We start from the raw sequence: 15,397 nt of genomic DNA, 5'->3' as shown, positions 1-15,397 counted from the left end.
GTGTCAGGCACGACGGCGTCAACTGACACACCATCGCGAGCAAGCTCGCTCCTACAGAGGGCGTGCGAAATTACTTGGGATAACCCGCGCGCTTCATTTCGCGCTCGGAGGTTTGCTGGGCCGCCGCCAACGCCTGGTCGACCGTGGTCTGGCCGATCAGCGCCGCCGAGAAGGACTTGCCGACCTGGGTACCTATGCCCTGGAACTCGGGAATGGTCACCAACTGAATCCCGATGTAAGGCACCGGCCTGGCGCCCGGCTTGCTCGGGTCAGCGGCTTTGAGCGACTCCAGCGTGACCTTGGCGAACGGCGCCGCGTTCAGGTACGCCTCGCTGTAGGTCGAAGCCCGGGTACCCGGCGGTACGTTGGCGATGCCGTCCTTTTCCGCGACCAATGCGCTGTATTCTTTGGAGGTTGCCCAGGCGCTGAAGGTTTTCGCTGCTTCCTTGGCTTTGGAACTGGTGGGAATGGCCAGTGCCCAGGAGTACAGCCAGGCCGAGCCCTTGTCGGTGACTTGATGCGGCGCATAGGTGAAGCCGACGTGATCGGTGACCTTACTCTGGGCCTTGTCGGTGACGAACGAGCCGGCGACGCTGGCATCGACCCAGATCGCGCATTTGCCGCTGTTGAACAACGCCAGGTTTTCATTGAAACCATTGCTCGAGGCGCCCGGCGGGCCGGATTTCTTCATGGTGTCGACGTAGAAGTTCAGCGCGTTTTTCCACTCGGGGCCGTTGAATTCCGGCTGCCACTGTTCATCGAACCAGCGCGCGCCGTAGGCGTTGGCGACGGTGCTGATCAGCGCCATGTTCTCGCCCCAGCCGGCCTTGCCGCGCAGGCAGATGCCGTACTGTTCCTGCTCGGGTTTGTTCAGTTTGGCGGCGAACTCACCGATCTGCTCCCAGGTCGGGTGCTCGGGCATGCTCAGGCCGGCGTCGTTGAACAGGTCGGTGCGGTAGTAGGTGATGGAGCTTTCAGCGTAGAACGGCAGGGCGTACAGCGAGCCTTTGACCGACAGGCCTTCGCGCACCGACGGGAACACATCGTCGAGGGCATAGCTGGCCGGCAAATCCTTCATCGGCTCCAGCCAGCCCTTGGCGCCCCAGAGTGCGGCTTCGTACATGCCGATGGTCAGTACGTCGAACTGACCGCCCTGGGTGGCGATGTCGGTGGTCAGGCGCTGGCGCAGGACGTTTTCTTCGAGCACCACCCAATTGAGCTTGATGTCCGGGTGCTCGGCCTCGAAGGTTTTCGAGAGCTTTTGCATGCGGATCATGTCGCTGTTGTTGACGGTGGCGATGGTCAGCGTCTGGGCGCCAAGGCTGACGCTGCTGAGGGTCATGCAGGTGAGGGCAAGCAGAGCTTTTACAGAAAGTTGCATCGTGCACTCCTTTTCTGCACCCGGTGGGCTACAGAAGGACAGTTATTGTTTTTGTGTCTTCCTGCGGAGGGAAGAATCTGTGCTGATTACATCCTTCAATGGAGGGTGAGACAAATCATCCATCGCACTTTGATCGATACTTTTTTGCACTGGAATTTTGGGGGGGAGATGCAGGGAAGGGCTTTTCAGCGAAGGAGGGGTATTGAATCCGTACAGGTTTTATAGCTTTTAGCAGAATTTGATTTTTAACCCAGGTTTTGCTCGGTCAGCCGCTGCACCACCAATCGCCGATAATGCGACGGGGTCATGCCCTTGAGTTGCTGGAAGCGCCGGTTGAAGTTGGAAATATTGTTGAAACCCGATTCGAAGCACACGTCGGTGACCGTTTTGTCGCCATCGGCCAGCAACTCGCAGGACTTGCTGATACGCAGGCGATTGACGAATTCGATGAAAGTGCGCCCGGTGGCCTGCTTGAATACGCGGCTGAAATAAGTCGGTTTCATGCCCAGATGATCGGCGACTTCCTCCAGCATCAAGTCCCGGGCGTAGTGGGCAAAAATGTAATCCACCGCGCGGTTGGTGCGATCGATGTTGTGCTCGTCGGCCAGTTGCGGGGTCGTGGCACCCGAGAGCAATTGGTAATCGTCGGTAGCTGCGAGCAATTCCAGCAGGATGAAAAAGTGTCCGAGCCGGGTGATACCTCTGGTATCGGCGATGCGCTGCATCAAGTCCATGGCCTGGGCGATGGTGTACTTGCAGTGAAACTCGATGCCGTACTGCGCGCGCTCCAGCAGCGGTGCCAGGGTCTTGAGCTCGGAGAACACCTGATAGCCGCTATCTAACAACTCGTCGGTGAAGTTGACCAGCATGTCGCGCTTGGGTACCACCTCATCCTCGGCCACCTGGCTGATCCAGTTGTGGGGCAGGTTGGGGCCGGTCAGGAAGAGTGTCTGAGGATAGAAGTTGCCGATGTAGTCGCCGATGAACACCTTGCCGGAACTGGCGACGATCAGGTGCAACTCGTATTCCTTGTGGAAATGCCAGCGCACCAGCGGGCAGGGAAAGCCATGCTGGCGGTAGATGATGGACAACCCGTTGTGGTCGTCCATCAATTCATAAGACGGATCGGTGACTCTGGCGGTGCGGGTCATGTCAGGGCGCTTGTGTTGTTATCCCGCCCAGATCATGCCTCCAGCCGGATGGATAATGCTACTACCGCCTGTGCGCCTGCTCCTGCAAGGCGCGCTACTCCTGATTAAGCCGATTCTTCACCTCGATCCATTGCGCCATGTATTGAGTGCTCTTGTGCTGGTGATGACGCAGCATGCTGCCGGTAAAGTTATCGCGTCTGATGTTTGCCAGATTCCGTTGGCAATCGACCAGCCGCTGGATCAAGGCCGGGCCATGAACGGATGTCTGGTAGCGGCTCGCCAGCAGGGTTTGCCCGTGCGCCTGGGCTTGGAGCCAGCGCGTCTTGTCGTTGTGCAGTTGCACTGCATGATCGGCGAACTCGCGTGCCGAACGGGTCACTGCACCGGGCCACGCCTCTTCGCCATGCATCGCTTCCGCCCCGACGGGTGTCGTCACATTCGGTGTGCCACAGAGCATCGCATCGACAATCTTGCCTTTGATCCCCGCGCCAAAACGCAGAGGCGCCATACAGACCCGTGTCAACGACATTACCTGCAGGGCGTCCTGCGCCCAGTTCATCACATGAAAACCTTGTGCGGGGTTATGCAGGGCGGTTGCCTTGGGTGGTGTGTAGGCACCATAGATATGCAATTGAGCGCTGGGTAGTTGCTCGCGAATCAGCGGCCAGATCGCGGTTTTCAACCAGAGCACCGCATCCCAATTGGGTGCATGGCGAAAGTTGCCGATATGCAGAAAATGCGCCCGGTCYTCGAACGCTACCGGTGCGCTGGCCGGAAGATCGACCATCAATGGGCACCAGTGCAACAAGTTGCGTGGAATCCTGAACTGCTCGACCAGCAATTCGATTTCCACTTCGGAAACCATCAGCGTCAAATCACAACGATAAAACGAGGCGATTTCGCGCTTTGCCAGATCGGTGTTGGCCATGTGTTCAAATTCTTCACGCTCTGCCTGGGCGAACAGGCCACTGAAGTCATTGTTGTCATCACTGGTTTTCAAACGCTCCTTGAGGCGTTGATGCCGGCCATGCCTGAGGCTTTGCAGGTCGCAACTTTCGAGCACGCGCAGGGCATCGGGACAATGCTTCTCGACCCGCCATCCGAACTGTTCCTCCATCATGAATTGATCGAACAACACGATGTCCGGCGCCAGTTCGCTGATGAACTCGTCGAAACTGCTGTTGTTCAGCTCGATCGGCACTTCGCGAATGCCCAACGCCGTCAGGTCTGCGCGTTGTTCGCCGAAGCCCGCCGGGCTGCTGAACGTGATGTCCCAGCCTTGCTGCAGGAAAACCTCGAGGATTTGCATGACATGCCCGCTGGCCGCGGAAGAGCGGGGCTCGGGCCAGACGTAACCAATGACCAGGACTTTGGTTGCGCGGGGCTGGTTCATGTACGGGAATTCCTTGAAGCGAAGACAGGGCAGGGACGAAAAAGGCGCGCATTAAACCACAGCGGATCGCAACGTCACTCGAGAATGTCTATGACCTTGTCGCGCAACTGATCGATGGAGAACGGTTTGCCGATCAAGTGCATGCCTTGAGGCACTTCGATGGTTTCGGCATAACCGCTGGCAAACAGGATCGGCAAGGCTGGACGTAAAACACGTGCTTCATTGGCCAGTTCGCGGCCGTCCATGTTCGGCAAGCCCACGTCGGTCATCATCAGATCAATGTGCTGGCTCAAGTCCTTGAGTGTCTCCAGCGCCTGCTCGCTGCCATTGGCTTCCAGCACCTTGAACTCCAACTCCTCCAGTACATCGACGATCAGCATGCGCACGATGGCATCGTCTTCGACGACAAGGATGGTGGAGCCGTTGACGGATGACATAGTGAGATTCCCGATAAAATTGGCATTGCCAGCGTTCGAAAATACCAGCTTCTTGCATCAGTAAGTGGCGGATCCCGACAAGTTCCCGACGCGATGCAAAAAAGAGTGCGGCGCAGGTCACGCAAGGATAACCCGCCGCTTTGCGCGGTCGCAGCGGAATGTAGGACCTTGCGCGAAACCATGTCAGAAAATTGGATCAATGTGCCAGTTTTGCGGCAAACTCCTTGCATCCCGACAGTTCGACAAGGCCTGACCCATGACCTCCGCGTCCACGGTTGATGAGCAACGATTTCGTAAACTCCTGAGCCGCAACATCAGCCTGCCGTTGGGTCTGGGCCTCATCAGCGCGGTGTTCTTCGTTTCGCTGATCAGCTATTTACTGTCGACGATCCAGTGGGTGCAACACACCGACCGGGTGATCAATAACGCCAATGAAGCGCTCAAGCTGACCGTGGACCTGGAAACCGGGATGCGCGGTTTCCTGCTCAGTGGCGACGAACATTTCCTCGATCCCTACGAAACCGCCAAACCGCGAATTGCCGTGGCCCTCAACACCTTGCTCGAGCTGACCGCCGACAACCCGGTGCAGACTGACCGCTTGCTGCGGTTGCAGGCATTGCAGCTGGAATGGGCCAGCTACGCGCAATCGCTGATCGATTTGCAGCGCAGCAGCGGTGACTATCGCGCCGTGGTCAAGGCCGGACGCGGCAAACGCCTGACCGATGAAATTCGCAAGCAATTCGAGGACGTGATCGACTCCGAGCAACAACTGCGCACCGCTCGCAATGAAGACGTGCGGCGCACCACAGTCTGGAGTATCAGCCTCTATCTGTTGTTCATTGCCGGCGTCAGTGGCTTGCTGGCGTATGTCGGGCGCCGCGATTTGCTCAATCTTTCGCAAAGCTACGGCGTCAACCTCGCTGCCCAACAGGCCAGCGCCCATCGCCTGGAGCAGCAAGCCTGGTTGCGCAACGGTCAGACTCAACTCGCCGGGCAGGTGCTGGGACAGTTGAGCCTGAGCCTGCTGGGACGCAATATTCTGCAATTTTGTGCGCAGTACCTTGGCACCGCCGTGGCGGCTATTTATGTGCGCGAAGACCACGGCGGCCTCAAACGCATCGCCACCTACGGGYTTTCCCGTGAGCAAGAAGAGCGGGAGCAACAGATTTACAGCGAAGAAGGCATTGTCGGCCAGGTGGCGCAACAGGCACGGTTGATTCGCCTGGACGAGGTACCGGTTGATTACTTCAAAGTCAGCTCCGGCCTCGGCGAAGGTTTGCCGCGCAGTGTGCTGGTGGTGCCCACCAGTGATGACGAGCGGGTCAATGGCGTGATCGAACTGGGCTTTCTGCGCTCACTGACGGACCGTGACATTGAATTGCTTGAGCTGATTGCCGGCAGCATCGGCACCTCGATCGAGGCTGCACGCTATCGTCAGCGTTTGCAGGAGGTGTTGGCCGAAACCCAGCAACTCAACGAAGAGTTGCAAGTTCAGCAGGAAGAGCTCAAGACCGCCAACGAAGAGCTCGAAGAACAGTCACGGATTCTCAAGGAGTCCCAGGCGCACCTGGAAATCCAGCAGGTGGAGCTGGAGCAGACCAACGAACAGCTCGCCGAACAGGCACAAGCTCTGGCCGAGCAACGCGACGCCATGGAGCTGAAGAATACCGAGCTCAATCAGGCCCGGATCCAGCTCGAAGAACGTGCCGTAGAGTTGCAGCGCTCGAGCAAGTACAAGTCCGAATTCCTCGCCAACATGTCCCACGAGTTGCGCACGCCGCTGAACAGTTCGTTGATCCTGGCCAAGCTGCTGGCGGAAAATCCGGAGGAAAACCTCAGCGCCGAGCAGGTCAGATTCGCCGAATCGATCTACTCCGCCGGCAATGACTTGCTCAACCTGATCAACGACATTCTGGACATTTCCAAGGTCGAGGCCGGCAAGTTGGAGATCCGTCCGGAGAACACCAGCGTGGCGCGTCTGGTCGAGGGCCTGCGCGGTCTGTTTCAGCCGTTGGCGTCGGACAAACAGCTGGATTTCCAGTTGGATGTGCAGGACGGCGCGCCGCTGATGCTGTTCACCGACCGCCAGCGCCTGGAGCAGGTGCTCAAGAACCTGCTGTCCAACGCCGTCAAATTCACAGAAAGCGGCAGCGTGTGCCTGTCCGTCGCCACGGTGCCGAACGACGGCATCGCGTTCAGCGTCCGTGATTCCGGGATCGGCATTGCGGCGCAGCAGTACGACAGCATTTTCGAGGCATTCCGTCAGGCCGATGGCACCACCAATCGGCGTTATGGCGGCACCGGACTGGGTTTGTCGATTTCCCGTGATCTGGCGGCCTTGCTCGGCGGCTCCATCAGTGTGACCAGCACGCCGGGGCAGGGCAGTGTGTTTACCCTGGTCTTGCCACAGCAATACATAGAACCGGGCGAAGGGCCTGTCGAACTGATGCGAGCCGCTCCTGTGGCGGCTGCGCCGAGTGTATTGCCGCCCACATTGTCGCCACTGATGGCCGACATCGACATTCCGCGTTTCGACGACGATCGCAACAACGGTCCGTTCACCAGCCGCTGCATTCTGGTGGTGGAAGATGAGCCGAACTTTGCGCACATCCTCTACGACCTTGCCCATGAACTGGGTTATCAGTGCCTGGTGGCCCATGGCGCCGACGAAGGCTACGACCTGGCCAAGACGTTCATCCCCGACGCGATCCTGCTGGACATGCGCCTGCCGGATCACTCCGGCCTGACCGTGCTGCAACGCCTGAAGGAACACGCCGAAACCCGGCACATCCCGGTGCATGTGATTTCGGTCGAGGACCGGGTTGAAGCAGCGATGCACATGGGCGCCATTGGCTATGCGGTAAAACCGACCACCCGCGAGGAACTCAAGGACGTATTTGCACGCCTCGAGGCCAAGCTGACCCAGAAGGTCAAGCGCGTGCTGCTGGTCGAGGACGACGACTTGCAGCGCGACAGCATTGCCCGCCTGATCGGCGACGATGATCTCGAGATCACTGCCGTTGGCCTGGCGCAGGAGGCGCTGGACCTGCTGCGGGCCTCGGTTTTCGATTGCATGATCATCGACCTCAAACTGCCGGACATGCTCGGTAATGACCTGCTCAAGCGCATGTCCACCGAAGACCTCTGCTCCTTTCCACCGGTCATCGTCTATACCGGGCRCAACCTGACCCGGGATGAAGAGGCTGAACTGTGCAAGTATTCGCGTTCGATCATCATCAAGGGCGCACGCTCGCCGGAGCGGCTGCTGGATGAGGTGACGCTTTTTCTGCACAAAGTCGAATCGCGGTTGTCCCATGAACGGCAGAAGATGCTCAAGGTCGCTCGCAGCCGCGACAAGGTCTTCGAGGGCCGCAAAGTGCTGCTGGTGGATGACGATGTGCGCAACATTTTTGCCCTCACCAGTGCGCTGGAGCAAAAAGGCGCAGTGGTGGTCATTGGTCGCAACGGCCGCGAAGCGATTGAACGATTGAATGAGGTGCAAGACATCGATCTGGTGTTGATGGACGTAATGATGCCGCGGATGGATGGTTTCGAAGCCATTGTTGAAATCCGCAAGGACCCGCGCTGGCGCAAGCTGCCGATCATCGCGGTGACGGCCAAGGCCATGAAGGACGACCAGGAGCGCTGCCGGCAGGCCGGCGCCAACGATTACCTGGCCAAGCCCATCGACCTGGATCGCCTGTTTTCGCTGATTCGTGTGTGGTTACCGAAGGTGGAACGTATCTAGTGGAGCGCAATTTTTCAATGGAGCGAAACAGCGAAATCGAATTGCGCTTGTTGATCGAGGCGATTTACCTCAAGTACAGCTACGATTTTCGCGATTACTCCGGCGCTTCGATCAAGCGCCGGGTCAACCATGCGTTGAGTCAGTTCGAGTGCAATACCATCTCGGCGTTGCAGGAAAAGGTCCTCCACGATCCCACCGCGTTCATGCAACTGCTGCAATTGTTGACGATTCCGGTCAGTGAAATGTTTCGCGACCCTTCGCACTTCCTGGCCATCCGCAAAGAAGTGGTGCCGCTGCTGCGAACCTACCCTTCGCTCAAGATCTGGATCGCCGGATGCAGCACCGGTGAAGAGGTGTATTCGATGGCCATTGTGCTGCGCGAAGAAGGCTTGCTCGACCGCACGATCATCTACGCCACTGACATCAATCCGCGCTCGCTGGAAAAGGCCAGGCAAGGGATTTTCTCGATGGAGAATGTCCGCGCCTACACTGCTAATTACCAGCAGGCCGGTGGCCAGTGTTCTTTTGCCGACTACTATACGGCGGCTTATGGCTACGCGATTTTCGACAAGACACTGCGCGAGAACGTGACCTTCGCCGATCACAGCCTGGCGACGGACAGCGTATTTTCAGAAACTCAATTAATTTCATGTCGTAACGTACTGATTTATTTTAATAAAAAACTTCAGGATCGGGCATTCGGACTGTTTCATGAATCCCTCTGCCATCGCGGTTTTTTGGTGTTGGGCAGTAAGGAAACCCCGAATTTTTCAGCCTTCGGCAATCAGTTCGAGCCGCTGGTCAAACAAGAGCGGATCTACCGAAAATCATGAACAGTGCAACGAACTTGCCGGCTATCGAAGCGATCGTGATCGGTGCCTGGGCCGGTGGCATCGGCCGTCTGCCTGTCGAGCTGGAACGAATCGCATGCTAAGTAATATCCAGGCCAATCTGCTGATCGTCGACGATCTGCCGGAGAATCTGCTGGCGCTCGAAGCGCTGATCAAGCGTAAGGACCGAATCGTGTACAAGKCGCAGTCCGCCGACGAAGCCTTGTCCCTGCTGTTGCAACACGAATTCGCCATGGCCATCCTCGATGTGCAGATGCCCGGCATGAACGGTTTCGAGCTGGCCGAGTTGATGCGCGGTACAGAAAAAACCAGGAATATTCCGATCGTCTTCGTCAGCGCCGCCGGGCGTGAACTGAACTACGCGTTCAAGGGCTATGAAAGCGGCGCCGTGGACTTCCTGCACAAGCCGCTGGACATCCTCGCGGTCAAGAGCAAGGTCAATGTGTTCGTCGACCTGTATCGCCAGAGCAAGGCGATGAAGGAACAAGTGCTGGCCCTGGAGCAGAGCCGCCGTGAGCAGGAGGCATTGCTCAAGCAACTGCAAAACACCCAGTTGGAACTGGAGCAGGCGGTGCGCATGCGCGATGACTTCATGTCCATCGTCGCCCACGAAGTCCGTACGCCGCTCAACGGCCTGATCCTGGAAACCCAGTTGCGCAAGATGCACCTGGCCCGGGACAACGCCGCCGCCTTCACCCTGGACAAGATGCACGCCATGGTCGACCGCGACGAACGGCAGATCAAAAGCCTCATACGCTTGATCGAAGACATGCTCGACGTTTCGCGTATTCGCACCGGCAAGTTGTCGATCCGGTCGACGTGTTTCGACCTTTCGACGCTGGTTCGCGACGTGATGCACAACTTTTCCCAACAAATCGACGCCGCCGAGGCGTCGGTCACGCTGGATGCCGAGCAACCGGTGATCGGAAATTGGGATGAATTTCGTATTGAACAGGTGATTTCCAACCTGTTGAGCAACGCTTTGCGCTACGGGGCCAAGGGCCTGGTCTCGGTGAGAGTCTACAGTGAAGAGGGCCGGGCGCTGGTGGACGTGCAGGACCAGGGGATCGGTATCAGTGAAGAAAACCAGAAGCGGATTTTCCAGCAGTTCGAACGGGTATCGGCCAAACATATCGGTGCCGGACTGGGCCTGGGATTGTTTATTTCAGAACAGATTGTCACCGCCCATGGCGGTACTATTACGGTCCAGAGCAGGATTGGCGAAGGCGCCTTGTTTCGCGTTTGTCTGCCGCTGCAGGAAAACAGCCAGATAAACGCAACCTCTGATCGACCCCACGGTCGTATCAGCAGCAATCGACCGAACAAAGGCTTCCCATGAGCGAAGATGCACAAGATGTAGTACTCGTCGTCGAGGACGATCCCTCGATTCTGATGGTGCTGTCCGCTTATCTGTCGGGCGAGGGTTACCGCGTGTTGCAGGCGGAAAACGGCGAGCAGGCTTTTGAAATCCTCGCGAGCAAACCGCACCTGGACATGATGATCACCGACTTCCGCCTGCCCGGTGGCATCTCCGGCGTGCAGATCGCCGAACCCGCCGTGAAGCTGCGACCGGAACTCAAGGTGATTTTCATCAGCGGCTATGCCCAGGAGATCCGTGAGACCGACAGCCCGATCACCCGCACGGCGCCGATCCTGGACAAACCTTTCGATCTGGATAAATTGCAGGAACTGATGCAAGACATGCTTTCATAAGCATTCAGGCGCTGATCATCTCCCGCACCTTCGCCGTCAACAGATCAAAGGTAAAGGGCTTGGTGATCATCTGCATGCCCGGATCGAGAAACCCGCCGCGCACTGCCGCAACGGGCTGCCTTTTCACTTGACCCTGGGCCGGGACGACGGTTCAACGAAATTTCAGGCGGGGTCAAAGCCCTTGTTGCAATGACGGATCATCGGGGTTCATCTGTTCGAGTTGGGCTAACAGGACCTGTACGTTTTGCAGTTGGCCGCTTTCCTTCCAGTAATTGATCAATAGCACCCGGGCCTTGCGGTCGTTCGGGTGGCGCTGAACGATTTCCTGCAACTGTTTCTGCGCCGCTTCGAGCTCTTGCTCACTGTGCAATGTGGTGGCCAGGTCGTAGCGGTAATCCCGGTTATTGGGCTCGAGTTCAACGGCTTTGGACAAGCCGAGCAGGGCGAATTCGCTTTGCTCGTGATGCAGCAGCCAGAGCCCCAGGGCATGTTGCAGGTAGGCCGAATCGGGTTGTGCCTGGAGTTGCCTGGCCAACAACTGCCGGGCGGCGTCGTTTTGGCCCTGTTTATCCAGCACTTCGATTTGCAGCACCAGCGCCGGCAGGTTGTCCGGTGCCAGGCGCAGGGTGTTGTCCAGCGCCTGTTGCGCTTCCTTGAGCTCGGCGTTGTGCAGGTGCAGCCGGGCCAGTTGGTATTGGTTATCGGCGCTTTGCGGCTCGCTCTTGAGCACTTGCTCCCAGGCATCGATGGCTTGCTCCAGCGGCCCGAAATACAAGCCGAGTTCATCCGGAGACAAACCCAGCAGCGCGTTGATTGCGGCCAGCCGCACGCTTTGTTCGCTGTCATCGAGCAATCGCCCCAGCAGCAGACTGCGCTGGCCGCTCGGTACCAGGCCGCTGATACTCCTGATCGCAGCGATACGGACCTCGGGCGACTCGTTCTGCAGGTCGGCATCCGCCAGTTTCAGGGCCACCGAGCTTGGATAGTTGGGCAGCTCGGCATGCAACCAGACACGACGCTTGGGGGACAGGTCCGGACGGCCCAATTGCTGATAGAGCACCCGTGCGGCACCGGGTTGACCACCCCGGGTAGCCGCCAGTGCTTCGCTGTAGCCATGTTGTATGGCTTCGGGAACCACCGGGGCGGTATTGCGCAGGGAAACCCACGCTAGGCCGATGACGAGCAGGGCAAAGAGGCTGATAAACAGATAGCGGCGGGACTTGGGCATGCAGGAATCCGGAAGCTGGCGAGCTTTTGCAAAGGTCGCCAGCTTCGGTCAGGCCAGGCTTTGAGTCAAACCTTGACGACGCTCACTGGCGATTCAATGGGCCTGCAAGCGGTGTCGACAGCAAAACCTGTCGAGGCCCCGCAGCAGTGACTACGCTTGCTGGAGGTGTCTCGACGAGTGTTCCCATGCAAGCGTTGTTGCAGTACTTCAAGGCCATGCTCAACCCCGGCCCCGGGGTGTTGCTGTTTGCCCTGCGAACCATCGCGGCCGGTTTGTTGACACTGTATCTGGCGTTTTTGTTCGATCTGGACCAACCCAAGTGGTCGATCATGGCCGTGGTCATCATCAGCCAGCCACTGGGCGGCATGGTGCTGGCGCGCAGTTTTGGCCAAGTCATCGGTACCACCATGGGGGCGGTCGTGGCGGTGGCAATCATGGCGATATTTGCGCAGGCACCGTTGCCGTTCATCACCACCCTGGCCCTGTGGCTGGCGCTGTGCACCGCCGGTGGCACGCTGTTGCGCTACACCAGCTCCGGGGCATTCGTGCTCAGTGGCTACACTGCCGTGGTCATCGCATTGCTGGCAATTCCCGATCAGGACGGCACCTTTTTGCTGGCGGTGACCCGCCTCACCGAAACCTTGCTGGCGGTTGCCTGCGTGTGCGTGGTCAGCCTGCTTACCGCCAGGCCGGAAGCCGTGGCACGGGACTATTTCGCGAAGATCGATCAAATCACCCGGTTGYTGGCCACCCATGCCAGCGCCGTCATCCGCACCGAAGAGAGCGAAGCGGATTTCCAGCACCGACAAATGCAGCTGTTGGGGCAGATCAGCGGCCTGGAGGGTGTGCGCCGGCACATGTATTACGATGCCCCGCGCTTGCGCAGTGCCAACGGCCTGGTGCAACTGTTGGGCAATCAATTGGTGTTGTTGACCGCGCGGTTGACCGCCTTGCGCCACCAGCGGTTGTTGTTGACCGAGCGCTGGGAGGGCGAGTTGTCTGAAGAAATTCAACGGCTGCGCGCCGAAGAACTGGCCTTTCTCGATGAACTGGCGCGGCAGGGGCGTTCGCTGTCCAGTGAAAAGCGCCATCATTTCACGTCGCTGCAACAACGCTTTGATGAGCTGGCCTACAGGGCCGAACAATTGACTGAGCCGCTGCCGGCCACCTTGCGCTCGCTGGCCTGGTCGTTGCGCTGGGAGCAAGCACGCCTTCTGCAGCAACTTGAGCAGATTCTGGAGTTGAGTGATGCCATCCAGAGCGGGCGACCCGCCAGCAGCGTGTTTCGCGGGCGGGAAAACCCGCTGCACCTGGACTTCACCCTGGCGACCATGAATGCCGTCCGGGCCTTTTCCGCGCTGTTGATCGCCGGCCTGATCTGGATCGAAACCGGTTGGGACGGTGCGCGAGGCGCGATGGTGCTGGTGGGCATCCTGTGTTCGCTGATGTCGACGTTTCCCCGGCCGCTGCTGGCCGTTCAAAGCTATGCGCGGGGGTTCGGGCTGGCGCTGGTGGCCTCGGCACTGCTTCAGTTCATGTTTGTGCCGATGATCAGCAATTTCGAGATGCTTGCCTTGTTGCTGGCGCCCTTGCTCTACGCCGTTGCGGTGGGCCTGGCCAGTCCCGCCACTACAGGTACCGGCATTGGCCTGGGGCTCACGACTTTTCTGTTGCTCGGCCCGTTGAACGTGGGGATTGGCCAGAACACCGCGATCCAGTGGTTCGAGTTTGCCGGCGCTTATACCTGCGCGACCGTGCTGGCGTTGAGTGTGTATGCGTTGATCTTTCCGTTCATGCCGGATTTGCGCATGCGCCGGCTCCACAAAGAGAGCTGCGAGCAGGTGTACGCCTTGTTGAAAACCTCGGCGACCGATGAGCAGCAGTTTGCGTTCGAGAGCCGTATGGTCGATCGCCTGACCATGATGCTGGGGCTGCTGCCGGCGACCCGGGAGCCACAATCGCGTGAGCGGTTCCAGGTCAGCCTGGCCTGCATGGCACTGGGTATTGCCTTGAATCAGCTCAGGCAGCAGGGGCAGAACAACGCACTGCTGAGTCCGGATCTGCAAAGTCGCCTGTTCTCGACAGTGCGGGAAACGGGGAGGCTGGTCGCCGGTCGGCCCGGGGTCGAAGTGGCGCTGGTGCTGGATAGCCTCCACACCCTGGGCGACGAACTGGATGCCCTGCATACCGATGTTCATGAGCACTTGTGGTCGGTGTTCCGTATGCGCGTGTCGCTGTTGATCGTGGTGTCGTTCGTCGAGCGTTATCGCGGCTACTTTCAACCCGCAGGCCTTGAAGGAGACCCTGTCCTTGCCCATTGATCTGGAAGTGGGTGGTGCCTACCTGCCCCCGATTGCTCAGGCGCTGCTGCTGGGCGTGCCGATTTTCCTGCTGCTGGACTGGACGTTGCGGCGTCTCGGTGTGCTGCAGTTTGTCTGGCACGAAGCGTTGTTCGAAGGCGCGCTATACGTCTGCGTCTGCGCCACATTGATCCTGGTGATGGGAGCCTGATGCCTTGAAGAACATCCTTTCCCGACTCACGACGCTGGCGGTGGTACTGCTGGCCGTTATCCTGGGTTGGTTCGCCTGGGAACATTACACCCGCGCCCCCTGGACCCGGGATGCCCGGGTGCGTGCCGATGTGGTGACCTTATCCGCCGACGTTTCGGGGCGAATCGTCGGCCTGACCGTGCAGGACAACCAGCATGTGAACAAAGGCCAGGCGTTGCTGGAGATCGATCCGGCGCGTTACATCCTGGCGGTGGAGCATGCCAAACGTGCCGTTGAGGTGGCGAAGGCCTCGCTCGGGCAGGCCCAGGCGACCATTACCGCCAGCGAAGCGTTGCTCAAACAACGTCAGAGCGAAGAGCAACGGCGGCGTACGCTCAAGGATCGTTCGGCGATTTCCGGCGAAGAGTGGGAAAAAGCCAACACCGACGTGTCGGTGGCCCAGGCTGACTTGCTGCGTAATCAGGCCAACCTGGTGTTGGCCCAGGCTAACGTGCAACTGGCCATCGCGGCCTTGACCCAGTCCGAGCTCGATTTGCAGCGTACCCACGTCGTCTCCCCGGTGAGCGGATATGTCACCAATCTGCTGACCCGGGAGGGCGACTACGCCTCGGCCGGCGGTCCATTGCTGGCGTTGGTGGACAGCGATTCGTTCTATGTCAGCGGTTACTTTGAAGAAACCAAGTTGCCGCGGATCGGGGAGGGCGACCGGGTCAAGATCGAGTTGATGAGTGGCGAGACGTTCGGCGGCAAAGTGCAGAGCATCGCCTTTGCCATTGCCGACCGGGAAAACCTGCCCGGTGGCCGCCTGCTGGCGAATATCAACCCCAGTTACACCTGGATCAAGCTGGCGCAACGGGTGCCGGTGCGGATCGAGATCGATGCCGACTATGCCGGTAAAAACAACCTGAGGGCGGGGACCACGGCCACTGTGACCGTCGAAGAACACCGCTAACCCCTGTAGGAGCGAGCTTGCTCGCGAAAAAA

The 15,397-nt window shown here is 58.9% G+C and carries 13 protein-coding genes; 7 read left to right on the top strand and 6 right to left on the bottom strand.

Translation table 11 applies throughout. From position 1 onward, the window contains the following. Positions 1-70 precede the first annotated feature (70 nt). From AC1DXW_RS16515 to AC1DXW_RS16500, 4 genes are all read right to left on the bottom strand, one after another. Entirely contained in the window at positions 71-1,381 is a 1,311-nt protein-coding gene (locus AC1DXW_RS16515; protein ID WP_477756727.1) for an ABC transporter substrate-binding protein, read from the bottom strand. Positions 1,382-1,626: 245 nt separating this feature from the next. Continuing rightward, entirely contained in the window at positions 1,627-2,532 is a 906-nt protein-coding gene (locus tag AC1DXW_RS16510) for an AraC family transcriptional regulator (RefSeq protein WP_477756728.1), read from the bottom strand. Positions 2,533-2,626: 94 nt separating this feature from the next. Further along, positions 2,627-3,925 (bottom strand): glycosyltransferase, encoded by a 1,299-nt coding sequence (locus AC1DXW_RS16505; protein ID WP_477755938.1) that lies wholly within the window; start codon positions 3,923-3,925, stop codon positions 2,627-2,629. Between the two features lie 74 nt (positions 3,926-3,999). Next, positions 4,000-4,362, bottom strand: coding sequence for a response regulator (locus AC1DXW_RS16500; protein WP_477755937.1), 363 nt, complete (start codon positions 4,360-4,362; stop codon positions 4,000-4,002). Positions 4,363-4,618: 256 nt separating this feature from the next. Here AC1DXW_RS16500 and AC1DXW_RS16495 point away from each other — a divergent pair, with 256 nt between their 5' ends. From AC1DXW_RS16495 to AC1DXW_RS16480, 4 genes are all read left to right on the top strand, one after another. Next, a complete protein-coding gene (locus tag AC1DXW_RS16495; RefSeq protein ID WP_477760220.1) occupies positions 4,619-8,110 on the top strand; it encodes a response regulator in 3,492 nt (1,163 codons plus the stop codon). A gap of 17 nt (positions 8,111-8,127) precedes the next feature. After that, complete coding sequence (locus AC1DXW_RS16490; RefSeq protein ID WP_477755935.1) at positions 8,128-8,943, top strand: CheR family methyltransferase; 816 nt, start codon at positions 8,128-8,130, stop codon at positions 8,941-8,943. A 94-nt stretch (positions 8,944-9,037) separates the two neighbouring features. Next, complete coding sequence (locus AC1DXW_RS16485; protein ID WP_477760219.1) at positions 9,038-10,300, top strand: hybrid sensor histidine kinase/response regulator; 1,263 nt, start codon at positions 9,038-9,040, stop codon at positions 10,298-10,300. Further along, entirely contained in the window at positions 10,297-10,674 is a 378-nt protein-coding gene (locus tag AC1DXW_RS16480; protein ID WP_223458099.1) for a response regulator, read from the top strand. Before AC1DXW_RS16485 ends, AC1DXW_RS16480 begins: the two co-directional genes overlap by 4 nt. A 4-nt stretch (positions 10,675-10,678) precedes the next feature. Here the strand turns inward: AC1DXW_RS16480 and AC1DXW_RS16475 are convergent, their stop codons facing one another. Further along, positions 10,679-10,801, bottom strand: coding sequence for a hypothetical protein (locus AC1DXW_RS16475; RefSeq protein ID WP_477756357.1), 123 nt, complete (start codon positions 10,799-10,801; stop codon positions 10,679-10,681). Between the two features lie 45 nt (positions 10,802-10,846). Continuing rightward, positions 10,847-11,902: a tetratricopeptide repeat protein gene (locus AC1DXW_RS16470; protein ID WP_477760218.1), complete on the bottom strand. Its 1,056-nt coding sequence runs from the start codon at positions 11,900-11,902 to the stop codon at positions 10,847-10,849. Positions 11,903-12,087: 185 nt separating this feature from the next. Between AC1DXW_RS16470 and AC1DXW_RS16465 the strand changes: the two genes are divergently transcribed. The 3 genes from AC1DXW_RS16465 to AC1DXW_RS16455 are packed head-to-tail and all read left to right on the top strand — an operon-like array spanning position 12,088 to position 15,365. Then, a complete protein-coding gene (locus AC1DXW_RS16465) occupies positions 12,088-14,223 on the top strand; it encodes an FUSC family protein (RefSeq protein ID WP_477760217.1) in 2,136 nt (711 codons plus the stop codon). Next, positions 14,213-14,413 carry a DUF1656 domain-containing protein gene (locus AC1DXW_RS16460; protein WP_108217534.1) on the top strand — a complete coding sequence of 67 codons (201 nt, stop codon included), beginning with the start codon at positions 14,213-14,215 and terminating at the stop codon, positions 14,411-14,413. The genes AC1DXW_RS16465 and AC1DXW_RS16460 overlap by 11 nt, the downstream gene beginning before the upstream one ends. Before the next feature lie 4 nt (positions 14,414-14,417). Next, on the top strand, positions 14,418-15,365 hold the full coding sequence (locus AC1DXW_RS16455) for an HlyD family secretion protein (RefSeq protein WP_477756972.1): 948 nt from the start codon (positions 14,418-14,420) through the stop codon (positions 15,363-15,365). Positions 15,366-15,397: the final 32 nt, after the last annotated feature.

It is taken from the genome of Pseudomonas sp. P4_C4 (assembly GCF_056402055.1).
The sequence above is the reverse complement of the archived record's forward strand: the minus strand, read 5'-3'. Positions and strand labels throughout refer to the sequence as shown.